At 56.3% G+C, this 25,357-nt stretch carries 23 protein-coding genes; 10 read left to right on the forward strand and 13 right to left on the reverse strand.

What is annotated here, in order from left to right:
- Nucleotides 1-494 precede the first annotated feature (494 nt).
- The 10 genes from AB0I72_RS26645 (at nucleotide 495) to AB0I72_RS26690 (ending at nucleotide 8,023) form a co-directional block, all read left to right on the forward strand.
- The gene (locus tag AB0I72_RS26645) at nucleotides 495-938 is read left to right on the forward strand and encodes a hypothetical protein (protein ID WP_358573423.1); all 444 of its coding nucleotides are present in this window, start codon (nucleotides 495-497) and stop codon (nucleotides 936-938) included.
- 1,882 nt (nucleotides 939-2,820) lie between these two features.
- A complete protein-coding gene (locus tag AB0I72_RS26650) occupies nucleotides 2,821-3,438 on the forward strand; it encodes a hypothetical protein (protein WP_358573425.1) in 618 nt (205 codons plus the stop codon).
- A gap of 7 nt (nucleotides 3,439-3,445) precedes the next feature.
- On the forward strand, nucleotides 3,446-4,069 hold the full coding sequence (locus tag AB0I72_RS26655) for a histone-like nucleoid-structuring protein Lsr2 (protein WP_358573427.1): 624 nt from the start codon (nucleotides 3,446-3,448) through the stop codon (nucleotides 4,067-4,069).
- A 110-nt stretch (nucleotides 4,070-4,179) separates the two neighbouring features.
- A complete protein-coding gene (locus tag AB0I72_RS26660) occupies nucleotides 4,180-5,589 on the forward strand; it encodes a hypothetical protein (protein WP_358573429.1) in 1,410 nt (469 codons plus the stop codon).
- 446 nt (nucleotides 5,590-6,035) lie between these two features.
- Nucleotides 6,036-6,194 (forward strand): hypothetical protein, encoded by a 159-nt coding sequence (locus AB0I72_RS26665; RefSeq protein WP_358573431.1) that lies wholly within the window; start codon nucleotides 6,036-6,038, stop codon nucleotides 6,192-6,194.
- Nucleotides 6,195-6,478: 284 nt separating this feature from the next.
- The gene (locus AB0I72_RS26670) at nucleotides 6,479-6,847 is read left to right on the forward strand and encodes a hypothetical protein (protein ID WP_358573433.1); all 369 of its coding nucleotides are present in this window, start codon (nucleotides 6,479-6,481) and stop codon (nucleotides 6,845-6,847) included.
- Nucleotides 6,848-6,904: 57 nt separating this feature from the next.
- Entirely contained in the window at nucleotides 6,905-7,081 is a 177-nt protein-coding gene (locus AB0I72_RS26675; RefSeq protein WP_358573435.1) for a hypothetical protein, read from the forward strand.
- Entirely contained in the window at nucleotides 7,081-7,305 is a 225-nt protein-coding gene (locus AB0I72_RS26680) for a hypothetical protein (RefSeq protein WP_358573437.1), read from the forward strand. Before AB0I72_RS26675 ends, AB0I72_RS26680 begins: the two co-directional genes overlap by 1 nt.
- On the forward strand, nucleotides 7,305-7,691 hold the full coding sequence (locus AB0I72_RS26685) for a recombinase family protein (RefSeq protein WP_358573439.1): 387 nt from the start codon (nucleotides 7,305-7,307) through the stop codon (nucleotides 7,689-7,691). Before AB0I72_RS26680 ends, AB0I72_RS26685 begins: the two co-directional genes overlap by 1 nt.
- Before the next feature lie 35 nt (nucleotides 7,692-7,726).
- Complete coding sequence (locus tag AB0I72_RS26690; protein ID WP_358573441.1) at nucleotides 7,727-8,023, forward strand: hypothetical protein; 297 nt, start codon at nucleotides 7,727-7,729, stop codon at nucleotides 8,021-8,023.
- A gap of 37 nt (nucleotides 8,024-8,060) precedes the next feature.
- Here AB0I72_RS26690 and AB0I72_RS26695 read toward each other — a convergent pair whose 3' ends face one another.
- The 13 genes from AB0I72_RS26695 to AB0I72_RS26755 form a co-directional block, all read right to left on the reverse strand.
- A complete protein-coding gene (locus tag AB0I72_RS26695; RefSeq protein WP_358573443.1) occupies nucleotides 8,061-8,987 on the reverse strand; it encodes a peptidoglycan-binding domain-containing protein in 927 nt (308 codons plus the stop codon).
- Nucleotides 8,984-9,937 carry a hypothetical protein gene (locus tag AB0I72_RS26700; protein WP_358573445.1) on the reverse strand — a complete coding sequence of 318 codons (954 nt, stop codon included), beginning with the start codon at nucleotides 9,935-9,937 and terminating at the stop codon, nucleotides 8,984-8,986. Before AB0I72_RS26700 ends, AB0I72_RS26695 begins: the two co-directional genes overlap by 4 nt.
- Nucleotides 9,927-10,307: a hypothetical protein gene (locus AB0I72_RS26705; RefSeq protein WP_358573447.1), complete on the reverse strand. Its 381-nt coding sequence runs from the start codon at nucleotides 10,305-10,307 to the stop codon at nucleotides 9,927-9,929. Before AB0I72_RS26705 ends, AB0I72_RS26700 begins: the two co-directional genes overlap by 11 nt.
- 8 nt (nucleotides 10,308-10,315) lie before the next feature.
- Nucleotides 10,316-11,116 (reverse strand): N-acetylmuramoyl-L-alanine amidase, encoded by an 801-nt coding sequence (locus AB0I72_RS26710; protein ID WP_358573448.1) that lies wholly within the window; start codon nucleotides 11,114-11,116, stop codon nucleotides 10,316-10,318.
- A gap of 1,413 nt (nucleotides 11,117-12,529) precedes the next feature.
- Nucleotides 12,530-13,945, reverse strand: a complete 1,416-nt coding sequence (locus AB0I72_RS26715) for a hypothetical protein (RefSeq protein ID WP_358573449.1) — start codon at nucleotides 13,943-13,945, stop codon at nucleotides 12,530-12,532.
- Nucleotides 13,945-14,991 carry a phage tail domain-containing protein gene (locus AB0I72_RS26720; protein ID WP_358573451.1) on the reverse strand — a complete coding sequence of 349 codons (1,047 nt, stop codon included), beginning with the start codon at nucleotides 14,989-14,991 and terminating at the stop codon, nucleotides 13,945-13,947. The genes AB0I72_RS26715 and AB0I72_RS26720 overlap by 1 nt, the downstream gene beginning before the upstream one ends.
- 9 nt (nucleotides 14,992-15,000) lie before the next feature.
- Nucleotides 15,001-20,409: a tape measure protein gene (locus tag AB0I72_RS26725; protein WP_358573453.1), complete on the reverse strand. Its 5,409-nt coding sequence runs from the start codon at nucleotides 20,407-20,409 to the stop codon at nucleotides 15,001-15,003.
- Nucleotides 20,410-20,845: 436 nt separating this feature from the next.
- A complete protein-coding gene (locus tag AB0I72_RS26730; protein ID WP_358573455.1) occupies nucleotides 20,846-21,148 on the reverse strand; it encodes a hypothetical protein in 303 nt (100 codons plus the stop codon).
- An 86-nt stretch (nucleotides 21,149-21,234) separates the two neighbouring features.
- Nucleotides 21,235-21,849 (reverse strand): hypothetical protein, encoded by a 615-nt coding sequence (locus AB0I72_RS26735; protein ID WP_358573457.1) that lies wholly within the window; start codon nucleotides 21,847-21,849, stop codon nucleotides 21,235-21,237.
- Nucleotides 21,850-21,852: 3 nt separating this feature from the next.
- Entirely contained in the window at nucleotides 21,853-22,227 is a 375-nt protein-coding gene (locus tag AB0I72_RS26740; RefSeq protein WP_358573459.1) for a hypothetical protein, read from the reverse strand.
- 1,090 nt (nucleotides 22,228-23,317) lie between these two features.
- The gene (locus tag AB0I72_RS26745; protein WP_358573461.1) at nucleotides 23,318-23,584 is read right to left on the reverse strand and encodes an Ig-like domain-containing protein; all 267 of its coding nucleotides are present in this window, start codon (nucleotides 23,582-23,584) and stop codon (nucleotides 23,318-23,320) included.
- A gap of 62 nt (nucleotides 23,585-23,646) precedes the next feature.
- On the reverse strand, nucleotides 23,647-24,687 hold the full coding sequence (locus tag AB0I72_RS26750; protein WP_358573463.1) for a phage capsid protein: 1,041 nt from the start codon (nucleotides 24,685-24,687) through the stop codon (nucleotides 23,647-23,649).
- Between the two features lie 17 nt (nucleotides 24,688-24,704).
- The gene (locus tag AB0I72_RS26755; RefSeq protein ID WP_358573465.1) at nucleotides 24,705-25,289 is read right to left on the reverse strand and encodes a hypothetical protein; all 585 of its coding nucleotides are present in this window, start codon (nucleotides 25,287-25,289) and stop codon (nucleotides 24,705-24,707) included.
- Between the last annotated feature and the right edge of the window lie 68 nt (nucleotides 25,290-25,357).

Genomic DNA, 25,357 nt, shown 5'->3' on the forward strand with positions numbered 1-25,357 from the left:
CGGAGTGCGATGAATGCGGAGAAACTAGTCACCTCATTATTGGCGAGAACGACACGGCATGTCATGCGGAGTGTAGCTATTGTGAAGAAATTTTGTTCCACTCTAAGGAGTCCTAGATCTTGGACCAAAGTGCCCTAGTTGCTGGTTTTGGTGGCCGGTAAACCGTCGTTAGAGAAATTAATACGAGTGATTCAGCGGAATACATCGTAACTTGGGGAATGGGCGGAGAGAGAAACACTCTCCGAACTGATAGCTTGAATGAAGCCGAAGGATGTATGCGTGACATGAGGGCATGGAATCCAATTTGGCTCCGTCCCGGCGGTTGCTGGATTCCTAGCTCATCGGGCAAGGGTTGGACGTGGTCTGCCGGATATGGATACCGGCCAGAGCCATAGCAAGGCTAGCGCGTGTGGACTGGATAGGTCCCGTTGGTTCATGACCAGTGCGCGCACTGGGGCACGTCATCAGGACGTGCCCAAGACAAAGGGGATCAGATGATTACTGACTATATGGGCGTGTACCAGACCGAGCCTGAGTACGCCTACACGCACGAGGACTACGTCCCGGTTCGGGTTGGCGTAGCCACAATGGATGGTGGCACGGTCGGTAAGGTCTATGAAAACAAATATTGGATTGTGAACGTATGGGAGGGTGACGAACTTGTGTTCAGTTCCTCAGACCTTCACACGCAATACGGGATCACCCATCATTCGGCGCTGATCATGACGCTTGATTGGTTGGCGAACCCGGCTGAGGACCACACGGACGACCGTCTACAGACCTTTGTCGATGATCAATCGGAGGTATTCGAGTCGATTTATTGGGAGGTTCGGACCGACGAACACAAGCGCTTCAGCAACGTTCACGACTGCGACACGGATTGCGCACTGAACGAAGCGAACGTGAGTTACACCTATATTCCTGCCGACGAAGTCTGACGGTTTGGCGCACGTGGGTTTAGCCCTGCCGATTCACAATCGGGCGTGCGCACTGTCACTATAAGGCGACTGATGCAACGAAGGGATTGACAATGGCTGCCAACGCTATGTTTCGTGAATCGACCAACGGTAATGAGCTTCTGGAATTTGGTAGGGCTGGTGGGGAATGGTTCCTGACTGTCAGTAGGTGGGACGGGTCTAAGTGAGTTGTCATGGAAAGCTACTTTGACCGGACTTCTAGATTTGTCATCTGCAAGGCCAGGGAAATTAAGAATGAGAGGGGATTTAAGTTCTACTACGACAGTGAGGAGAACCGGAATTCTTTGAAGACCAAGGGTTGTCTTAGCGTTGTGTGATACACAGCGGCCCGGAATGGCTGTAGGGTGGTTCGATTCCACCCCCGGGCGCTCAGGTAGCCGAACGGCGGCTACCCTGACGCAGAAATAGGGAACGTGGAAAACCTTACTCGCCTTGAAGGCGGCGTAGTGTACTACCAGTTCAGCATGTCTCCTCGGGGATGGCTTCATCTCCTGCGATTTTTGCAGGGAGGCACGTTGGACCCTAAGCACCACGCTCACAAGGAGTTCTTGAACCTCTATAACGAGGTCGCATCCCAACCCGGCATGCGGGATCGTGAGCTGTCTTCTGAGGCTCGCACGTGGGCGGCCGACCTGATCTCTGGTCACCCGTCCGCTATCGGCATCTCTCAGGAAGACCGTGAACTCTTCTTGAAGAGAAACGAAGTGTTCACTTTCGGTCGCGAACTTGGCCACTGGTAGAGGGGAGGAGTGTAGTCAAGTGGAAGAGTTCGGCGGACGTGTGGTCATTGCCAGGCATGAACAGGAAGGCCACACGTCTACGGGTAGGCAAGGTGTGTTGCTTCTGTGGAATGGGGCCACTTACTCACTCCACACCACCGAAGGAGGTAATACACTGGTGAACGGTCGATACGACATCGCCACTCACGATAGGGCGTACACCCTGTACTGTCGCAAGGTGGCTGAAATGCTGTTCACTCACCACAACATGAAGGCACCTAACGTCACCTACTAGAAAGATAATTCTGTGAGCGATAAGCCGGAATGTAACTGCATCTTTAGACACCCGACCACCAAAGAGGAGCGTGACGCCCTGGTGGAGCAAATCAGGTACACGCGGAGCATCGGGGACGTGGGGGCACTGCCAATGCTCATGAGGCGACTGACGGAGCCCTGCGAGGCCCGATACAAGCCGTCTGAGTAACGCCTGAGGCGCTGAAAGTGGTCCGGGTGGGGTTCTCCCTACCTGGGCCTGCTTTGAGCCCTTAGGGAGCATCCTGGAGGCAGAGAAGGCACACCCGATAACTTCATCGGGTGTGCCGTGAGGTAGTATTCCGGAATACGGAAAATGCTGGTTAGGCATAGGTGATAGGGAAAACGGTGACTCAGTTCTATCTCAAGCAAAATTCTGACGGCTCCTTGGCGATGTGGCATCGAAAGGGAACCAAGCGAATCCCGTTTAGACATGTTCCATATGACAATAAGAATGGAGATGGATGGACTTCCGGCAAGCTTGCCGAAACGATGCTTAAGACAGCAAACGAATTCAAGTACGCGGTTCTTCATAATGGAGAGTACGCGCTAGGAACTAACAACCTTCTCAATAGTCGGGGATACACGAGAGTATACGTTTCCTCGTACCACGGCATGCCCGTAGCTCAGGCCGTGTCAGTCAGTGCCCCCAAATCAACGGAGGTGATCTACGTAGAGAACTTCTGAAATCCGATATGCAAGGTGACCACTGACCAACGGTCGGGGGTTGCCTTGTGGTACCGGAGAAAGGGAGTCAAATGACCACATGGACTATTGGCACCGTGCTAGCGGTTGCCGCGTACATTTACCGCATGAATGGGAACAGTTGGACAGCGGAGAAGGATGCAGAGGTTCGGGGGGTCCCATCCTCGGCCTCTGCGGTCGTTGCTGCCCTAACTGACCCTAGCCTGCCGATTCCTTCCGTAACGGCAGAGGATGTCCGCACCGCACGTGAGGCGCTGGTGTGGACGAGAGGAAACGAGAATCGGGAGCACGTATCTCCGTATGAGAAGGGCTTGGCTAAGCGCCTATCAGCGTTCGGCCCCGTTCCCCTGGAGTCGGTCGGGGTTGTGTCCACTGTAATTCCGGCATTCAAGGATGGAGTGATTAAGCACAAGAGAAAGAACGTGTGGGCGGAGCTGTCTAATTCTCAGTATGTGACGAAGTTCCTCCCCGGTAAGTTCGCCGTGGTTCGGTCTGAGCCGCACACAGTGTCTTTCACTAAGAAAAGCGGTGAAGAGAAGACCGAAGTTCAGACGGTTGTTGTCCTCAAGGACGGTAACGGGAACGGCTACAAGTGGTTTGATTCCAAGAACCACGGTCTTAAAGTCGGACAAGTAGTCAGTATCGACCGTGCCACTATCGCGGGACGGTCGGATTTCAATGGTGTTCGGTTGACCAAGATTAACCGTGTCAAGCTGAGTGTATAATGGGAGAATGAAAATGCAGATCACTGTTTGTGGCGTGCACTACTCCAAGTCAGAGGACAAGACGCGTCCGGTGCTGGTGCAGGCCGATGACGGAGAGCCGTTCGAGATCAGTGTTAATGGTGTTTCCGCGAAGGTGTACGTGTGCGAGGAGTGCCGTGTCAAAATGGCCCTGAATCTCCACACGATGTTGATGGCTGGTGGTGTGGAGCCAGAGAGTACGGGGATGGCTTCGTACTTTGAGGCCGAAGACCACGAAGAGTCGGACGATGATGGCGACGATCAGGAAGACGAAGGGGAGGAAGAGGAGTGGCCCGAGGGGGCCGACATGAGCGACTGGGACGACGAAGAGATTGCAGAGTATGAGTCGTCCCGTACTCCCGTGAACAAGGCCATTGGGGATGCCCTTAAGGGCGGTCCCAAGCACGTTCAGGACGCGGACAACGCGCGGATGCCCGAGGATGACGACGTGGCCCAGGCCGCGAAGGCGAGGAACGAGGTTAAGGCCAAGCGTCCCAAGCGGGCCACGAATGAGGAAATCCGGCAGTGGGCTAAGGCCAACGGCTTCAAGGTTGGTACCCGTGGTGGTATCCGGGCGGAGATCAAGGAAGCGTACATGGAGGCTCACAGCTAGTCTCTGATACCCTCGGGGAGGGTGCGCCGCACCCTCCCTGCCCCCTTGCATCCTGAAAGGCAACAATGGCAAAGCGTCCTATACCTAGCAAGGCCGTATATCATGGCACGATGGGGGAAATTACGAAGGCACTTGAACCGCACACCGAAGGGGACCCCATCGGGGTTCTTCTTTCGCTAATGTCCATGTATTCGGTGGCCATCGGCAATGGCCCCCGGGTCCGCGTGGGAAACGATTTCCATCCGCTCACCGTGTGGTCAATCCTCGTTGGCGAGACATCTAGTGGACGAAAAGGGACCGCTACAGGAGAAGCGAGGCGTATTGTCACGCAGGCATGCCCGAGCCTCATGAACCCCATGACGCATCTCATTTCTGCGGGGGTTGCTTCGGGCGCTGCCCTTGTAAGCGAGCTGCACAGTCGTGCGCTTGAAGCTGGTTGGGTGGATGGTGCGGAGTCTGGTGCTGATGACGAGGAAGGCGATTCTTCGTCCGTAAAGATCAGCGACGGATTTCAAGCTCTTCTGATTGCGTCCGAGTACGCTTCCATCCTCAAGCGGTCGCGTATTGATGATTCGCTAGGCCAAAACCTTCGTGTCGCCTGGGAAGGCGATACCATTTCAAATATTACCAAGAAGGAGACCCTAGTTGTCGGGGGTCCTCACCTTGGCGTGATCGGCCATATCACGCCCGGGGAGCTGGCTGCCAGCCTGTCAGCGGCCGACTTGGCGGGTGGCTCCGCTAACCGGTTCCTGTGGGCATACGTTCAGCGGCAAAGGTCTCTCCCCCACGGCGGCAACCTGTCCATGACTGAGATGGACAGGTTGGTTGAATTGTTCCGGGAAGCGGTGAAGTTCGGAGCTGAATTTAAGGGTGAGATCCCTAAGAACTCCGAGGCTTACGACCTTTGGGGAGACGGAGGGTTGTACGAGGATGTCAATCGGCTGGTGACGGTTTCCGGGCGCATGGAGTCGTTTGCCGGTCGCGGTGTTCCCTACGTCAATAGGTTGGCCGCTCTCTATGCGATCTCCGATCGCCGTACAGAGATTTCTGTTGATGACCTTCACGCGGCCGTTGGTGTCGTTAAGTACATGATCGACAGTGTCTCTTTCGCCATCATGCAATACGAGGGCGATACGAAGAAGGAAACCGTTATTCCCATCGACCCCACGGGGGCAGAGGTCAGAGAAGGGCTTCCCGCAAGGCTCCTTAGTTACGTCAAGGAAATGAAAGGAGAGGTGCCCACTTCTAAGGCTTGCCAGAAGTTCAGTGTTTCGATTAAGGAACTTGACCAAGCCGCGTATCTGCTTAACGGGGCCTTGGTCAAGGTTCGCGTCCCTACGGACTCTAGGCCGAGCTTGCGTTACCGGTACACGGGACAGGAGCCCGCCGCCCCCACCACAGCGGTAGCGGTCTCACCAGAGCCGGAGCGGGCGGAGATTCGGGAGGCTGTGAAAGCCCCCTTGAAGCCCAGGCGGAAGAAGTCCAAAAGGGTGGCAGGCAGCCCCTTCGTGGACCTATAATGGCCATGACTCCGAAGGCGGCTTTTCGACCCTACCGATAGAGAGAACTATTTTAATGGCCGTAATGAGGGCACTTGCCAACTGTGTCAACTGCCAAAGGTCGTTTACATTCTGCCCTGAGTGCGTGAACGCACTGCCAATCGACCCTGAGACGGGCCTCCCGCCCGACGTGGAGATTAGAGAGGGGAAGGCCGTGAAGGTGCCGGCCTCGGCGGAAGCTGTCGCGCGGGGATCGAAGAATCGGCAGGCAGTGTGTGACCCCTGTGTACTTAGTTCGCCCCTGGGAAAGAGCACGATGGGATGGGAGGAACGACACAGGCGGTTCCATGCCAACGCTGATGCAGATTCCGACCTACTAGGTGAATACGACGCTTTCTAGTGGTTTCCATGCCGCCCCTCGGGGTGGTGTGGTGGCCACTAGAAATAGAGATGAAAGAGGAGGACTCATGTACGATGAAGGAACTAGGGTCTATTACCGGGAAAACGGTAAGGACGATAGGGGAACGGTTGTGGAAGACACGGGAACCGGTGTGGTCGTCCGCTGGGATACCGAGATGGCCGGGGAACCGGAAGAATACGAGTACCGCGAAGTGAGGAAGCTGTGACCTACTGCCAAAACTGCAAGAGCGCCCCGGAAGAGTACAAGGAAGAGATTCACGAATCCCCGTGCGGCTACTGCGGAAGCGGTGGACACGCCTTCTGCCAGTGCGGTGATGCGCTTTCAGCAATAGAGAAGGGCATCAAACGGTTCACTCCCCCTGAGAACATCTACCAAGTTCGTTCTAGGAACGCCTAGCGGCCTCTGCGCCGCCTCTCTCAGAGAAGATCTGGAGGGGCGGCGCGGTGGGTGCTATGGTCTAAGCGCTCCAGGATAGAAAGAGAGAACTCTATGCGAAAGTCGCACGAAGTGGAACGCAGGGGAAATTTCCTTGATGGCAAGGATATCCATGACGTTCTCAACATGCATGAGTCACACCGTGTACTTGCCGCGCGAGTGATTGACGCGAACGAGATCGAAAAGGGGGATATCGCCAAGCGGACCCCCGAACCCAATGGGTCAACTCCCTGGTGGCGCGTTACTGACGTACAGAAGAAGAGGGACGGGCGCGTAGTCATCAAGGGTGAAATTTACGCGCTTGCTTGGCGTGATCTTGAGGCGTGGGAGGAGAACGAAACCCTGGAACTGCTGACGGGAGGCGAAACGCCATTCTTGTCCATCAGGGATGAGCAGTCCGAGCGGTACCGCAACGGGGCCTAGCGGAGTCCGTTCCGTCCTTTGGGGCGACGTGGTGGACGCTCGGCAGGAAGGTTAAGCATGAAGGTTCGGATTAGCTACACGCTGAACATTCCTGATGAAGGGGTGGAATCGTGGATGACTGCATATGGGAAGGCAAAAGGGGAAGTGAGGGAGGATATCAAGGAGGCGGTGAAGAACGATTTGCAATGTGGGTACCATGCAGAGCTCACCGGATGGGGAGTTGAGGGAAAGTAATGCATGACGAGGACTTCAAAGCCATTGGTCGATTTGTTTACGAAAACCGTGAGATTATCCTATCGGCCTTGAGTGAAAAGAATCGGTTGGAAAGAGAGTTGGAGGATCAGGATCTCCGATACAATGAAGCGCTGTGGCGGCTTGCGGCTCTAACGGGAGAGCCGCTAGAAGTTGTGGGATACACGTACCGGCTCCCCGACCTTCCCGACACTGAAGAGGGCTGATGGATAAGAGTGCATACGACAAGTACGTATCCGACGCGCTCAAAGTTATTGAAGAGCACGAGCGGGCATCTGGTGAAGCACGGGGCCTGCGTCCCGCAATCGGATACCTGCGGGCTTCTCCCGGAGCGTCGGCCGGAATGGATGCCCTGGTGGATGAGGCGGAGCGAGAGGGTTTCTACGTCACCGAATGGGTTGTGGACGAAGGTGTCTCGGGGTCTGTTTCTCCCTGGGATCGTCCCGGCCTTGCTCCCTGGCTGGGGGATAATCCTCCCCGGGAGTTCCAAGCGCTCGTGTTTCGAATAAAATCCCTGGTGAGGATGACCAATCACATGGTGGAAATTCGAGAATGGGCAGACCGAACGGGACGCCTGTTGATTGGAATCTAACACCTCACCCCCCGATAATAGATGGAACGAGAGTAATGCAGCTCAACCCCCTGGACGAGAACCCCGACGACGTGAACCCGGACAACCTGACAGAGGACCGCATCCGGGAAATGGTGGAAGCTCTCAACCAGTCCGACGACTGGCAGGAGACTGCACAGGAGTTCCCGGAGACGTGGGACTTTCACGAGGAATCCCCCGATCGAAAGGCACACATCGACCTGTTCGGTGTGCATGAGATCTATGATCGCCGTGTCATCCTCTACCGGGACACTGACGGAAAGTGGAAGGCTACCGGATTCAGTAGGGCATCCCGCTACCGAGTCCTGAAATAAGAAAAGCCCCCCGGCCGACGCCGGGGGGCTTTTGTGTTTATGCGGTCAAACCGATAGAGATGGGGTAAGGGTTGGGCTCTGGCAGGGGAGGGATAGGGGCGGGCTCAGGGCCGATCCACGTACCGTCTGCGAACGCCAGATGCGACATGTACAGGGGCGGATAGGCCCCGCCTCTCACAACGTCAATCGCTGCCCGAGTTTCATTCCCTGCCGCCCCGTCTGCGGTCAAACCGTGGTCAGTCTGAAAGGCCATGATGGCGTTGTAGAGCTGATCCCCATAGACCCCGTCCGCGCTGCCAGACGGAAGATAGCCAATCGCAATCAGCTCTTCCTGTAGCTCTGTCACAGCCTGTCCGCTGGACCCCCACTGAATGAGGGTCCTACGCCGGTACCGATAACCAGTAAGTTGGACGTCTCCGCCGCTGAGGTCAGCACCAGCGAATGAGAATTCTCGATACTCGTCCTCCTGGTGCTCAGAGAACACCCTGAAAACCGGATTATTGGTCGTCGTGTACTGAGCCTCAATGCGTAGCCACTGCCCTACGGGCTGGGCAACTCCGGACGCTGTAGGAGAGATCTCGTCCGCTGCGATATCGGCCGGAGACATCTGGAGATACAAGTTCCCGTAAGACGTTTGGTGGGCAATGAGGCCCACGTCTCCGAAGCGGGCAATCCAACGGCGCTCACCATTACCCGTAGGAATCTGCGGAAACCAGCAATACCAACGAATCGAGAAAGGAAGATCATTGAACCCAGATACGCTTAAGCGCGGTGTTTCTTGTCTGTGTTTCCCTGTTTTGATCTGAATCGTATTCAGGTTGTGAAGCGTGTAGGTGTCCGAGTATTCCGAGTGGCCCGGAGTCGTGACAGTCATCGGATCACCCGATGCGGTAAGACTATTGTCAGTGGGAACCTGACCTACCGGACCTGTGAGAGTGTTTTCAAAGGCGAGAGTCCAACTCACTGAACATACACCTCAAATGTCAGATCAAGACCTTCGGCACCCTCCCCCATGATTACCTCGGGGACAATTTGCTTGCCTTCCTGTAGTACATGGAGGAAATTGGTAGTGACAAAAGTTCTGCTTGTTGGTGTCAGTTCTCCAGAGACAAGCTCAGTGGTTTGACCGGTGTCCCTGTCCCGCTCTAGAAGTCGGACAGTGGCGTTTCCGCCCTGCAATACGTCGATCTCTGCGTAGAACAGCGTCACTTCCTGCAAGTGGTCATGGAGGTTGGTGTAACGATGCCGCGAAACACTGGAGCCCAGGGTTCCGCTCATGTCCCACATCAGCGGCATTCGGAGGCAGGGAGTATTACCTTCAAGAGTTGTGACACGTTGGTCGAGTGTGTCTACACGAGTTGTGTTCTGAGTGGACGTAGAAAGCGCGGTGTTTGCGTTTGACTCCGCCTCGGTCGTCCGGGTTTGGAGATCTGAAATTGCTAGATTGATCTCGTCAAGCTCGGCTACCTGTCCGTCAATAGCATCCACCTCGGCCTGTAGAGCCTCAATGCGAATCCGGATATCAGCATGTGCCTCCGGAGAATCCATGTGCTGTGTCAGTTCGTGATGCGTGTCTACCGGGGCCATGCCGGTACGACCAGCCCCGAAATCAACCCAGACGCGATAGGGGTTCCCCGGGATGGCGAACACCTGGAGAATGCCCCTCTCGTCGCTGTACACCTGAGAGTCCGCCGCCTGGTGCCAGATGAGGGCGTCAGGGTCGTAGACCCACACCTCATCTGCGGGCACGGCGTCAGAGGCCGGGGACAGGTAGACGTAGCTCGGGGCTGAGGGAACCCGAGAGCCGTCCATCAGCTCAGCCGCCGCATCAGAGCCGCCCCCAAAGAGACGTGAGCCCGCAGGCACAGGCGATCCCGCGAGATCGCTAAACGCCTGGATGAGATCAGGCTCCATCGTCGGCCCCCTGGTCCTGGTGCTCGTCGTTCGTCTTGTGCCAGTAGGCCACCAGTCCGGTAACGAAAGCTTGCACCAGGGCGAAGGCGAGGAACTGCCAGTCAATGCCGTCCGCCCACGTCAGCGAGACGATGACCTCAAGAGCGCAGATGACGCCCGCAGCAATGGCACCCTGAAACCATGTCCGATTCATCCGATTCCGGGGAGTCTGTACAGATCCGGGGGCGGGAGTTTCAAAAGTTTCTCGGTTCAAAGTTTCTCCTACGATACTATTATTTGGAGTGGCGGCCCCCTGGTCCTGGTGCTCAGGGGGCACGCCGGTTTCAGCCCAGACCATCAGCTCATGGAACGTGGGCGGCTGATCAAACATCCTGCCTCTCAGGTGACGGGAGCCTCCCAGGCGGCACGCCACGTCTCGGCCCCAATGAAGCCATCCACAGTTAGACTCTTTTCCCGCTGGAAAGCCACCGCTACGCTTCGGGTCTGTGGCCCATAAAGGCCGTCCACACCGATAGTCCAGCCGCGATCCCTCATGCGACTCTGCCACCTACGAAGGTCCTCACGATGGCTGTAGTAGCCACTCACGGAGTAATAGGGGCCGGTACGAGGGCCGAAGAAATGCCCCGCCGCCAGAGGGAAGGCCGGGGCCTTCTCGGTCTCGGCGTTCGGGGTGCCCGGCTTGGAATCGCCAGAGCCGTTGAGTAGGGCACCAGAGCGAACGAGCTTACGAAGATAGTCGCCAGGGCACGAGGTAAAAATAAAGTCAGAATGACACTTGATGACCTTTCGGACACCCTTAGAAAACAGGTAGTCGCGAACGTCCCGCCACGCCCGCAGGTGCTTCTCTCCGGGCTTCTCGGAACCGCCGATCATGAAAGTGACACTGTAGTAGGTGGTGTTACCTCCGGGCTGTGCGGCCTGAGTCTTATTCAGACCCCGACCCTCAAAGACGTACCCGTGAGGACAAACCCCGAAAGAATAACCAATGTCGGCCCAGCCATTACCGTACACATGGTAACGGCGAGTGTTCTTCCAATAAGAAACACACTTGCTGTGAGATGCATCCTCACTTAGGCCGGTAGCTCCGCCGTTGTAATGGACGGCAATGCCACGCTTGGGGTTGGCGTAGGAAGCGCCAGAGGTACCCCAACCGAAATAACTACGCTCAAGAAGCTTCATAATCTTCCCCCTCCTCGGGGTTGTAGTGACGAAAAGCGTTAGGTGGCAGCACCGCCGTGGTGTAAGGCTCTACGCCTAGACTCCGGAGCTGATAGGCGTAGTCCGCCGAAACACTTCGGTAATAGTCAATGAGTGCTCTTAGCTCGGAAACCTGGGAAGCCAGCTCGGCACGCCAAGCGGCCAGATCCTCAATGTGCTGCGCCCTCACCTGGGAATAGCCCTTAAATCCCTGCCATACGGCACCAAGAAAGGCGGCCCCTCCCATAGAGAAGACCGCCGCTAGAGCTGTTGCTACGTATTCAATTTGGATGGTCCATCTCCTATCTCGTCTCGTAGATGCCCGACACTGACAACACGGCACCGCGCCTGCCGAGCAAAGATGTTCCGGGATTCTCCGAACTCATAGAATCTAGTTCCCAGCTAGGGGTATCCGTGTCTCCGGTATCGGGCGCATACAAATTGAGATATCCACCAGCATTGACGAGAGCATGGCCAATGGTCATGTTCGGAGCTTCACTACCTCCAGAATACTGATGGAAGTTGATGGGGTTGTAGTGCCCACCGTTCGGACGGACAGGAAGATACAGACGTACAGCCCTATTGGAGTTGGGGTACACGCCTCTTGTGGTCGTGATATGGATACTGAACCAGCAAAGCTTATCGGCAATCATCATGTATCGACCAGAAGCCGAATACCCAGAACTGAGACCCGATACATTCGGTTTGTAGAGCCGGGCGGAACCTATTTGAGTGAAAGGACGCCACGAGTCGGAATCACGATCATACACAGCCATTGAGCGGCTTGATTTCTGGTACATCATCTGGCCATCGTTTGGCTTAATGGGCCATGCGCTGTCCTGGGGAACGTAGAGGACTTCTGACCCGAGGTACCTACGGATGTCATCTACGCGGACGATCTGAGGGGCGTATCCGCCCTCTACGGGGTCCCCGGCCTGACTGCGGACACGAGCAAGGGGAAGATCCCACAGGCCCGGGGAGGCCGTGAAATCGCCCCAGAGCTGCCAATCAGATGGAGGCAGGGCATTGCCTGGCGATGCGGCCTGTCCGCTCCGTACGCGGATCTCAACAAAGCTGCCGGGGTCTACGGGGCTTCGGGTATCCACCGTGGGGACGATGTAGTCAATCCTCTCCTGATCCGCAGAGGAAAAGAGAGGAATGTCTACGGTAGCGGTCGCGTTGAGGCGGTAATGAAAGCCCGCAATCTTGGCTCTTCCTGGAGTCACTGAAACCGTGGAAGAACTCGCCTGAGTGACCATCAGAGGATTAGGGTCGGCGTACGGGCCTGGAGGGCGAACACCGCTGTGATGCCCCCAGTCCACGGCCATATCCGACCAATCATTCTCAGTGACCGTAGAACCAGGTCCGGCGCTGAACGGGTAACTGTGTGAATCCTCAGCCATGCCTCTTCCCAATCATGTCTAGTCGGTTCCAAATGCGCCTCACCTGTCGATACAGGGCGGGCGTTTCCGAGGCATCTCCCGTTCCTACAGTCGGTGTGATCGTGTACCGCCCCGATTCCTCTACTAGGTTCACTTCCCTCAGGATGTCTGTAATCAGTTCCCCGTCAATGTCTACTTGGACATAGTCGCCAACGAAGTAGTCTCTACCGAACTGGAATTCTTCGGTGTCGAGAACTTCCATAGAGATCGCGGCTTGTGGCTTGGAAGCCTCATAGAATTCACGCTTAGCCTGTTGAATCTGTGCTTCGGCCTCGGCTTGCTCATTGGGGTCTGTCAGGCTTCCGGGTACCGCCTGGTCCCTTCGGTCTAGAAACTCTTCCTTCCAGATCCCCCATTCACCCAGCGGCCAACTCGCCCCCTCGCCGGTCTCTTCATCATAGTTGTCAACGGGGAAATAGTGGATGTTGCGATCCTTCCCCTGCCCATCAAATGCGAAGAAAGCTCGGTTAGCCCCCGGAGACCTGAGGGAGTACTGATATCTGCGTAGATTCCCCAAGGCGGGGGAAAAAGTATTCTTCTTGGCTGATTCCTCGGGGTTGGGGAAGAACAGTCTTGGGGTGATCTGTTTTGAATCCGCATCCCAAACCATGCGGAACCCACAGGGGACAACCCTTCCGGCCTCATCAACCGCTGTGGCGGCCTTCTCTCTAAAGACATTGATGAGTGAGTCGTACCGGGCTTTGAAGTTGATGCGGGGATACTCGTCCCGGGTAGGTCCTCCCCCTGGTGAGCCGGGTTCGGTATTCGTGAGGAGCTTGTACCCGGGCAGGGTCCTGTACCCCTCGGTGTCTCCCGCTCTCCTGCGGGTGCTCCCTTCTGAGTCCGTGTACGTCTCGCCATACTTGGCAATCTCAGATAGAGGGCCGAACTGGTAGGAAGGCACGGCCACCAGGGCGCGACTAAAGGCGTAACTTGTCTGCTGGTCGTACGCTAGGCGGTAGCGGCCTTGATAAGTGTCGTTGCCCTCTGGGAAATCCGGTGTCGGTGTCCATAGGTTGTCGGCAAGGACGTGATTGTCACAACTGCCGATGAAATCCACAGAACCAAGACCCTTGTTGGAGTCGTCCCAATACCGTTCAATCTGTGTCAGAGGCCCGGATAGGAGAGGATTATCCATGCCCTGATACCAAATGAGGATCTTACGGCCGGGCTTGAGCAACTTAGACTGATCCGTCCCGGCCGGGCACCTCAACCGCCACGTGGAAACGTCATTGAATCGGATCACGAGATTGATCCTGAGGTATTGGTCAATCTGTCCAATGCGTTCCCAGTATTGATCACGGCGCTTGAGGGGGCCGAACTCGTCGTGAGTGACGAGCTGCATAACCTCAATAAGAAACCTACTCATCAAGCCCCCAAGAACTTCGGCATGTAATCCAACGCCACCGTTCCCTTGGGTTCAGATCCGGGGATGGCGTGAATTTGGATTCTTGCACTGCTTTCCCCCTCCGGGATCGGCCATAGGTCACGGGCTTCTAGATGCGGCCAGAGGTTCGTCTCTCTTGTGAACTCAACACCGTTCATGACTCCCTCATAGACCCACTTCTTTCCCGGGCGAGTATCAACCCGGATAACCTTTCCATTGGTCGTATTATCGGCCTCATAGCTCAGGTGGAATGACTCGCCCGTCGTCTCATTGTTGAGAGTGACGCCAGCACCCTTGTAGTCCTTAATGGTCCACAGAGGCCACGTGTCCTCGTCGCCAGAGATAGAGATCTGAATAGAACTCTGAGACGGCACATCAGTGGAGATGTGCATACCTAGGAACGGCTCAGGAGTAATGACGGGCTCACCGTTTCTCACTCCTCGGCCATCATAGAAGTTGACCGTGTTTGGGGTGGATCTATCGAATACGAGTGAGATGTTGTCCCCGTACCAGAAAGGATCTGGAGCTTGAAGAACAACGCCGAACTTGCAATATGTGAACTGTCCGGCGTCTTGCTCGTCGCCCTCTAGGCCGCTGGCGTAATAGCATCGAATGGTACGGCTGGACCCATCCCCCTCGGTCACCCGAAGGGTTCCAAGGCCCTTCTTGGGGTTGAACAGGTTGAGCACCCGCCGTTTGATCTCCAGGAGTCTACGCCTGTCAGGAGCCCACATAAACAGGGGGATCATCAGCTCACGATGTTGTGCCCTGACTCCCCGATAATACGACCCATCAAGAGAAGGAAACTCCTCTAGCTGTAGGTCATACGGAGGGGCATCAAAACCCTTGATGCCCGGCTGGACAACCACCCCGGCATTCCAACCGGAGATGTCGCCGGTCAGAAGAACGGAACCACCGTTGCCGGAAGTCCACGTAATCTCTGACCGACGCCATCTCTCGATTGCTGGGATATCAGGAGTCTCCGGGCCAGGATCGACAGGAACGTCAAGCCTAACCGGAATCGGCATTCAAACCCCCTACCCGTAAATAGTGTCTGCATAGTTCATGGCCTTGATGATGCTCTCCTCAGTTGGCACGTTGGGAGCGGCATTAATCGTGAAGTGATATGCCTTGTGAGGCAGGCCGATCTCTTCAAGAAGCGTTGCTGCCCTCTGTTGATCGGTCAGCGGGATAACCGCCTCTCGGCCAGCTTCGCCAATGACGGCCCGGGTTGGGCTGTTGATCACGGCACCCTTGGCTAGCCAGTCCTCGGGGCCATCAGGGTCAATGCCACCGCCTAGGACGCCGGGCGGATCAGCGAACTGCCCCGGCCATCCCTTCACGGTGAGGCCCTTGAAAGGTCCGGACTCGGCACGGCTTCCGGACAGGCCCCAGCGGGGCCGACCATAGCCCCGGGCGGAACTGCGAACTGTACGGCGAATGGTGTCGCTCTCGTTGCCGCCAATGGTCTGGAAAAAACCACCGCCTAGCACCTTTTCGACAATGTTGATGTGCTGGCCGCCACTGCCGTAGGTGACAATGTCGCCCGGCTGAATACCTCTCGTGCCAAAGTGGTAATCTCCAGCTCGGGACGAAGCCCGTTCCCAGGTGGCCACGGCGGGCCAACGATTGCCGGGAGTCCCCTTCGGGGAGTTCCAATAAGCCTTGTTCGCCTTCGCTTTGTCTACGACCCAGCTCACGAAGTCGGCACACCAGGCTTCGCCGTTGAACTGATTGAATCGGTTCCGATCGGTCGCGCCGATCTCGTATTCTCTGCGGGCAACGTCAATGACCTTCCTGGCGCTACCACCAGAGTTCGCGGCCTTGTCCACCAGGCCGAGCCACTTGGAGACTCCGGGGAACCCGCTTCTAACGTCGTCGGCCCCTCGGGGGCCGTAGCCGCCTGAGAGGGACGCGAAGAAGTCCAGAGAAGGACTAAGGAGATCCTTCACGGCCGCCTTGAAGGCGGCTGTGTAACCCTCGTAAGGGTCGTCCTGGTGCCTTCGGACCCATGCCCTACCGTCAACAATGCCGCCTGTAGAGAAGCGGCTGATCTCACCGTTCATTGCCGCCCGGTTCCAAGCATTGATCAGCTCAGGGCCAAGCATCCGCGTAACCTCGGGGCGTAGAACGGCCTCGCCTGCCGACAACATCGCGGGAACAGTGTCAATGCCTGGCTGATAGCCCGGGAGGATTCCACCAGTGGACAGGTAGACCGGACGTAGAGGGTTACTCACACCAGCCAGAGAGGACATCTGAGAAAGAACCCCCACGATGCCCTTGCTGTAGCTGGTGTTCACCAGTCCCTCAGTGGACCGGTTCATATCCCGAACCATCGAACGCCAGTGGTCGCGTGCGTCTTTCGACGTATCACGGATCGTAGAGACGATGGAGTCCGCTCGGCTCCTGGTCGTGCTCTGGATGGCGGACCAGCCGTCAGAGATCTCTGAGGTCATGCCTCGCATGCCGCTGCGGACATGGCTCTCCGACTGCCTCATGGCGGGCCGGACAACCCTCTCAGTCAGGGTGCCCAGGGCCTCCCTTGAGGAGCTGGTGACATCGTCCATCGCCCTGATGGTCGTGCCGGTTACCTTGTCGGCGGACGTCTGCCAGTCGGTAGCAATGTCGCCCGTGGCGGCCTCGTACTCACCCACCAGGCCCTCAAGCATCTTCCCGGCCTCAGGTACCGGAGTAGCCAGCACAGGGCCACTCAGGACCGCAGAAGCGGCATCAGTGGCAGCCTTGGAAGCGCCGACAATGCCACCAGCAGCAAAGCGAGGGATTGCCCCCGACATAGCCCCAGCGTTCCAGCGGTCAATAGTGGACTTGCCGAGCCACCGCACGACCTCCGGCCTTAGGATTCCTTCGCCAGGGGACAGAAGAGCGGGAACGGAATCAATGCCCGGAGCATAACCCGGGATAACTCCACCCTGCGCCCTTCTTTCGGGCTCTTCATCAGGATCACCAGAGAAAAGACCAGTGACCTTATCCCAGGCTTCGCCCACGCCATCCACGACCGGCTTAATCCAATTGTCGTAAATGTCCTGGGCTTTATCGCCTAGGGCATCCCAGATTTCATCCCACTTTTCACGGAAATCCTCGAACTTGCCCCGAACAACTTCCGTGAAATCGACCAGTTTTTCACTCAGCCATTCGATCTTTGGCCCTAGCTTTTCAGCGACCCATTCAACCGCATCAGCAATCCAGCCAATCAAAGGAACTAGCGCTTTCTCGATTAGCCATGCTAGAATTGTCGCCGCCAACTCGATAATTGGGGCGAGAATAGAAACGACCAAACCGAGAAGCGTGCCGATTAGCTCAATCAATGGCATTAGTGCTTCAATGATCGGCATCACGGCCTCTAGAAGCATCACCAGAACTGGAAGCAAAGGTGAAAATGCCTCAAACAACTGAAAGACGATCGGAAGGAGAGTTTCGATCGCTGACATGAGCAAATCGCCAATAATGGGGACAAGTGGCGAGATTGCCCCTAGGATGCTGGTGACGACAGGCAGAAGGAAATTCAGGGCTTCTAGAAAAGCGCCTGCAATCATTTCAACTACCGGCATCAAGGCAATAAGCAACTCGCCTAGAATTGGCGCTAGGGCACCCATTACTTCTACGATGAATCCGGCTATTTCGCTCAGGAATGGTGAAAGCTGCGTCAGTAGTTCCCCAATGATTGGAACCATTTGTTCGATCATGGGGCCTAGGGCTGCTGCCAGTTCCTCAATTACTGGGCCTAGGATCTCGCCTAGTTGCTCAAGAATTGGCGTGAAAGCAAGAAGCGCAGGAGTCAGGGCAACAATGGCAACTGTCAGCGCTGGCAGGAGTGCGTTGCCAAATGCCTCGGCTAGTTTCTGGAAAACTGGTGCCAGCATTTCAAGAGCGGGAGCGAGAATTTTTTGTAGGCTCTCAAGAGCTGGACCTAGTACGGAGTCCAATACCGACATCAGGGCACCGACAGCGCCGAAGGTTCCTCGGGCTGCCGCTACAGCTCCCCGTCCCGCAGCTTGAGCCCCACGGCCTACGGCCTGAACGCCGGACCGTGCAATGCCACGGATGCCGCCCGCTTCCTCGTACCTCTGCCGAATGGTAACGACGATGTTCCGACCAGACTCGCGAATCTGATTGAACTTGCGTTCTGTGAAATCAGACAGGTCCTCTAGTGCGGCCTTCGCCATGTCGGACGCTTCACCCCAAGACTGAGGCATTTGCAGCTTGACGAATCCGGCCATGTCTCGGACATCAACACGAAGATCATTGACTCTGTCCATGATGCGGGTGAAGCCGTCATTCACCCTGCCGGGAAGCTCGGCCGCTGCCCTACCGAAATCAGCAATACGTGAGCCAGCCCGGGAAAGACCCTCATTGACGTCGATGAGGCGGTTAACGACGAACGCCTGAGTTCCGTACGAGAAATCACGTACACGATCCCGGGCACTTGTGGCCGCCGCCCCCAGGCGGTCAAAGGCGTCCGTGCCCTGACTCCAGCCGGAAGACGCAGCACTGCCTAGATAGTCGCCTACGCCCTTGATTCGCTCCCGAAGGGTCTGAGACTCGTCTCCAACCTTGGTAATCTCTCCGCTCATCTCAGAGGCCGAAGAGCCGACATTGTCCATGCCGTCACCGAGATCCACCAACTTCTCAACCGTCTCATTGAGGCTGGCAACATTGTCCGGCAAGAGCCGGAGACCAGAAATCAGGGAAGCAATCCCACGGCCGATGAAGCCGACTGCGACCATAACGGGACCAAGGAAGGCCGCGATACCAAGAAGGGCAACGCCAAAGTTAGAGATTTCCCCTTCGCCGTTGGTGATCGAATCCAGGAATCCGTTTAGGGCTTCAAAACCTTGGGTGAGGTGAGGAACGATGAAATCTAGAGCACCGCCAATAGTGGGAACGATCCGGGTTAGAGTCTCTTCAATCTGATTGAAAAGTTCGATCCACATCGCCGGACGTTCGGGATTGACGATCTCCATCGTTTCATCCGTGCCGTTGATTAGGTCACCAAGCGAGTTGCGAAACCGCTCCACGGCATTCTGCCAAGCGTAGAGGGGAACCGTGTTGGCCATATCCGCAGCAGTGCCGTTGTACTGGCTCATCTCCTCAATGAGCTGAGGCCAAATATCATCCGCGAGTAGCTTGCCCTCTCTGCCCAGCTTTCGCAGAGCCGCCTCACTCTGGCCAGTCGCTTCCGCCATGAGACGCCACACAGGAATACCAGCATTGTTGAGCTGATTCATGTCCTGGGCGTAAATCTTGCCGGACGCCATCGACTGAGACATACCAATGACAGCACGACGCATCTCGTCAGCACCAGCGCCATAGGCCGCCGTGGTATCGCCCAAGACCTTTAGCCACTCGGTAGCGGTCTCAGCCTCCACCCCGGCCGCCATAAGGCGTTGAACACCGTTCGCCAGCGGAGCAAATTCAAAGGTGCTGTCTTCTGCGAACTGGCGAAGGTCGGCAAGCTGGGCATTGGCTAGTGCTGTGGCCTCAGCCAGGGAGTGCCCCGCTGTCTCTGCGAGACGTTGAATGCCGATTCTGGCCTTTTCCAGTTCAGCCCCAACCTGGAGACCCCAGACAGACACAAGAGCCAGAGAGCCTGCGATAGGGGCCGTAATAAACAGGGACCAGTCTTGCCCGAAGCCCTGCATCCTATTGGACCACTGACGCACGGATTCAGCAGTGTTCCGAAGCTGTTGATTGGTAACGTTTCCCAGACCGACGATGTTTCTCAGTCCTCGGCTCATCACCTCTTCGGAGTGGGTCACCGTGGCGTTCAACTCGTCCCAGATCGCCCTAGTCCTAGCCAGAGTTCGGGCGACGTCACGTTGAGCGTTCACCGTTTCGTGAGACACCACGCTGGCCTTACGCATGGCGGCAGCAAACTGATCGGCAAAGGCCGTTTCCAGGCTGACGAAATCCTGTAGGAGATTGCGAGACTGGCGACGGACGATGTTGGCAGAATGGGAGATGGACATAGCTTCACGAGAAGCTAGGCGGGCTTCCTTAAGGGCAGCCCGGAAGTTCTTGACGAATGCTCTTTCTCCGTCGTTCTCACTCGCTAGCCCATTCGAGAAGTCTTTGGCTACATCCTTACCGGCCCGAGACGCTGACCTCCTCATACGCTTGACGTCAGCGGCATCCGCAAAAGTAATGCGACCCTTAGAGGTCTTGGTGATGGCATCCACCAAAGACTCACCGTAGGCGGTCCCGGCCTTCGTGGCTTCTGCGCTGAAAACCCGCCCGAGGCTCGGAAGCTCTTTTTCTAACCGCTTGGACATGGCGGTGGTGAGGCTCGCACCCATAGCCCGGCCAGCATTACCGCCCATAAGGGCCATACGCCGGTTTAGGGTCGTCTGAAATCTGTCAACGGCATTCTTGCTGAGGCGCGGGGTAACTTCAATATATCCCGAACCAACCTTAATAGGTGAAGACACGAGACCCCTCCTTCCTAAAATTGCAGGGAAGCGAACACCGAAGCCACCTTTTGAGGAGAAGCAAAATCACCCTGAGGGGCCTTCTTAGTCGGCTTCGGTTGGTCCTTGGGATCACTGTCTTGCCCCGGTCTCTTGACCGGCTCCGGGAATCTTGGATCTTGCTTGAAGTTCACGCGCTGGAATAGGTAGTTCGACAGGGCAACTTCATCAACCAAGGCGGCTAGAAGGTGCTCCGTTGTTTCCCAAGAAGCCGACTTATCTACCGCACCACAAAGAGCCGATCTACCCGGCATTCCCAAGAGCCGATGAACCAGGACATGAACCCTTCGCAACGAGAGCTGTCCCCTGTAGAGGTCCAAGAGGTCAAGATGGAAAATGTCGAGTAGATCGGCCTCAACTTCTGCGGGATACCGGTGCAGAACATAAGCCGTGACCTTTAGTTTCCCAGGTCATCAAATCCAATCGCGTTCAGAAGCTTCTCAAGGAAGTCCAGACCCTCACGGATGGTCGGCCGATGCTCCCGCCACTGGGCTAGCTGATCATCCCCAAGAACACCCGCTAGAATGGCTGACTCGTTGTTAGCCCGGATGGCCTCTAGAATCTCCCAAGGGAGATCAAGGGCACTGGGAACGGTATACGTATCGCCCTTGAACTCAACGGTAGCCATGCCCTCATTGGCCTCGTTGTTCTGAGCCTCGTCGGTGGTCTTGCTGTCCTTGGCGGCGGTCTTGGTGGCCATTAGGTGTACCCCTTTGCTGCGGTTGGTTAGATGTGTTTAAGGTGTCGCTTAGCTAGTGGTTAGCTCTACTGTTGCGGGCGACACCATTAGGGAGAAGGGACGGACCCGTCAGCGGTCTTCATCAGAACCTTGCCCAGGGAACCGTTAAGGTCTAGGGCCTGAATGGTGACGCCGAGCTGCTGCGCATCCGTCTTGGTAAGGCTGATCGCGTTACGCTCAGACAGCATTCCCCGAGGAACGATTAGTCGGGCCTTGGTGCCAGACACCAGCACGGGAGTGGCCCCAGAGGTGTCCTCTACGAAGTCGCCCCATTCAACAATGACAACGTTCTCAGCAAGCTCAGGCGTGGAACTTAGGTCAAGTACCTTGGTGCCGTCCACACCATCAACAAAGTCAGTTCCGAAGTAGACAGGAACGGTGTTCTCGTCAAACTGCATCATGGTAAAAGCAAGAGTGGCGCTAGCAGACGCCACGACAAACTTAACCGGCGTTGCGCTCTGGTGAACGTTAACCGGGTTGGTTTCAACGGAAGGGGTGAGTTCAATTCCATCCTCGGCCGTGTATCCCATTGCAGTGCACTCGGCCGGAATCGCGGCCATGACATCATCCATCAGGCCGCTAACATCGGTGCCCTTCGGGGCAAAATAAATGGTTGCCTTGGGGGCAAACCGGATAGCATCGGCATTCTGGTTATTGGCCAACGTTTATCCTCCAGTCTCGTAATAGAAGAAAGAGAAATCGACAATGAATCTCTGTTCACCGGAATCCTCGTCGGGAAGGTCGTTGGGGCCGGACGCCACGGAATCAGTGATGACCACGCCGGAAGAGGCATGTAGATCGACATTGAGAACCGCCGCACGAACCCTCATGGCAAGAGAAAGGGCCTCCTGCTTAGAAGGCCCGTAACAATGTGCCGTGTAGTCAGCTACCTCTAATCGGTGTTGAACTACTCTCTCCATCCCTGAGAGCGCCACCAAGACGAGAGAATCGCCTACCTGATGTCCGACTCTGTCCGCCTTGATTGGGGCGCTTATGGTTGATCTCAGAGCCTCAGAAGCGAGGATGATGGGGTCTTTCATCGTTCCGGTCTTCCTGTCTCACGGCCTCGGCCGGTAGCGCCACGTGTAGAGCTGCGATTGCCTGGTTTAGGCTCCACGGCTCCGCGAATACGAGGACCGCCTACCTGTTGTTTCTTGAGGGCCTTTGTCATGATGTATTGGCCCGGATGCCACTTGCCTTTGAGATCAGTCCAGCCAAATTCGATTACCATCTCATGGCGGCTGGCCACGACCAGACCCCGAATCCCTTCCTTGGGATCTCTCTGGATATACGCATTCACGTTGCCTCGGTAGGCATTGCCTCTGGTCCTGGGGGCCGTCCCGCGAACTTCCTTGTCGATGTTTCCTGTGACGCGCTGAACCTCGGTAGTCATCTCTGGTGTTTGAGCCGCGCGCCACAAGGCAGAGCCATCGACGTTAAACGACGCGGACATTATTCGACCCTTCGGACATAGACCTTGGTGTATCGGATTCGGAAAAGGGATCGAGAGAAGGGCACTCCTTCAATCACCCAAGTAGCGCCGTCTACAAGCACACGATCTTCTTTCTGGAAGTCCCCGTGATGCATGTACAAGGTGGCTTTTTCCATAGCCGCCTCATCATCTACAGGGCGAATATCGTTCGTGGATCTGTACTGGAGTGACGCAGGACCCGAATACACCACACTAGCGTTGTCCCAGTCCCGACGCTCCCCGTAGGGGGTTTCAATGAGAGGTGCCCTAAGAGCCGTCACAATCGTGTTGAAGATCATCAAGCACCCCCCTCAAGCGTCGTCATGCGAACCGTGCCGAACTTGAGCCGATAGGCACTCAGGGCATTTCGAGAAGAAGAGGAGAGAGAACCCGATCCCGTTGAATAAGAATAGGAAACCTGAACATCTCCGATGTTCTCACTCCGGAGACCGGGGACCGTGTTAAAAGCGCTGATGGACTCCGACAACACCACGGCCTTGACGTCAGCCGGAGGCGGATCGCTGAACGTCCGCTTACAGTACGAGGTGACAAGCGCGGAGACGTCATCAATGATGGCCTGTGCCCGTCTGTTCTCAGGCTCGTCTAGATCCCTGCCTAGTCGATCCCGGAATTCGTCCACGGTGGCTAGAGGCATAGGTCTAGGCCCCCGGGTCTAGATCGGCCGTAGTAGGCTCTACAGAAAGACCCTGAACGGTGTCAGTCACCGTTACAGCACACGAACTACTGGACCCATCAAACGTTGCCGTAACCGTGGCCGAGCCCGCCCCCACTGCCGTGATGAGACCCGCCGTGTCCACCGTGGCAACCAGCTCGTCACTGGAGCTGTAAGCGGCGGAAGCGGTCACATCAGATGTTGAGCCACTGCCATACGTGGCCGTAACGGTGAGCTGCTGTGTGGTTGCCATTCATGTTCTCCTATCGGGTATCGCTTAGCTAGTCGTTAGCTGGCTTGTTGGCGGCGATACCATCACGGAGAAGGGGCAGGAACAGTGCCGACAACCACCATCGCCTCAGGGCGCATAAGCTTGCTACCAAACACGTAGAGGCCCTTTACGGCATTCGTAAACTTCTTCTCGGGTCGGTACGCCTCAAGGCGAGTAAGGGAACCGATGGTAGAAAGTGCCATCGAGTGACCAACGATCATGTGAATGTCGTGACCACCAGAATTAGGCTTGCGAACACCGTAGGCACCAGCGACGCCGGGAAGGTCGGCATACTGAGCGTCAGTCAGGTGAGAGCCAATGGTGTTGGACAGGATCACGGTCATACCGGCAATCCGGCCAACCTCGCCATTCACCAGAACCGAGCCAGCGCCGTACTTGCTGGCGTCAATGAAGTTCGGGTCAAGCAGGATCATCGCGTACTCGGCCGGACCGATTAGCAGGTATCGACCATTCTCCGGAACATTGTTAATGTCGAGAATCGTGCGAGCCTCAATGACCTTGGAATAGATCTCGGCCCCATTGGCGGGCGGGGTGATCATCTTGACGGAGCCGTGAAGGGTGCCATCACCAAAGTTATGGTCCAGGCCGTTAATCGCTGCCTTAACCGTGGCGGCAACATGTCGATCCATGCTCTCAGCCAGTGCCCGTGCATGGGTGCTGGTGAGATTCTGCATGAGGTTGAGACCCTGGGAAGTCTGGAGCTGATGAAGGTCGTCAACTTCAAAGTGGATAGTCCGGGCCTGATCAATGCGGATCAGAAGACTGTCACTCTCGGCCCGGTTAGCCTCACCAATCTCGCTATAGGGGTCGTAGCCCTCCCCAACGCTTGCCTTGTCAAGGAAGTGAGGAATCCGGACCGTGTCACCCTGATTTCGGATCTCGCCCTCATACTGGCGATTAGAAATAAGCCCACCAGAAAGGATGAGCGCAGACTCAAGATCGACAAAGAGCTGACTAGACCAAATCTCAGGAATGAAAGTCCCGAGGGTGTTGTTATTAGCCGACTGGAAGAAAGTATTACCAGTCTGAATCTGGGTACCATTACCCTGATCAGTAAAAGGCATAGATCGCCCTCCTGAATTTAACTAGATCCATTGAGAAGGTCGTCAAAACGGCCATCTTGTCGGGCCTTGACGATTTCCTGAGGGCTCATCCGGGCCATATCGGCACGGGTGAGCTGAGGAACTGCGGAACCCCCCTGAGGGCCAAGTCCGGTGTTCTGGGGGAACCTCGGGGAACTGTTGACCTCGGGAAGGGTGTTGACAAACGAAGTAACGGCATCGGAGTTGGGGGAGCCGTCATCACCCACGAATGCGGAAAGGTTCAGGTAGTCGCTAAAGCCCTCCGGAACCTTGCGCCCCGCGCTGGCTGCCGCCGCCTTGATCTCAGCCTCGGCAAGTCGATTGCCAACCTCTGACAGGGCGGCCTTTCGCCCCTCTTCCTTGGCCTGTTCCATCGCCTTTTCGGCGTCGGTCATCTGAGCGGCCTTAAGGCGCTCAATCTCCTTGCGGGCCTTCTCTAGCTCGTTCTCGTTCTTGCGGCTGAGTGCCTTCCACTTGGCCGCGTCGTCAACGGTCTGGCCAGCACCGTTGTTGTCGTCGGTCTTCACGCCCTGGTTCTCATTGGCGGGCGTATTGTTCTCGCTGTTGTTCTGATTGTCAGACACTTTGAAACCCCATTTCGGCGCAACAAAAAAGACCACCGTTTCGGCGGTCTGTCCTGTATTGGTTAGTT

The organism is Nocardiopsis sp. NPDC049922 (assembly GCF_040660275.1).
In the GTDB taxonomy this organism is placed as follows: domain Bacteria; phylum Actinomycetota; class Actinomycetes; order Streptosporangiales; family Streptosporangiaceae; genus Nocardiopsis.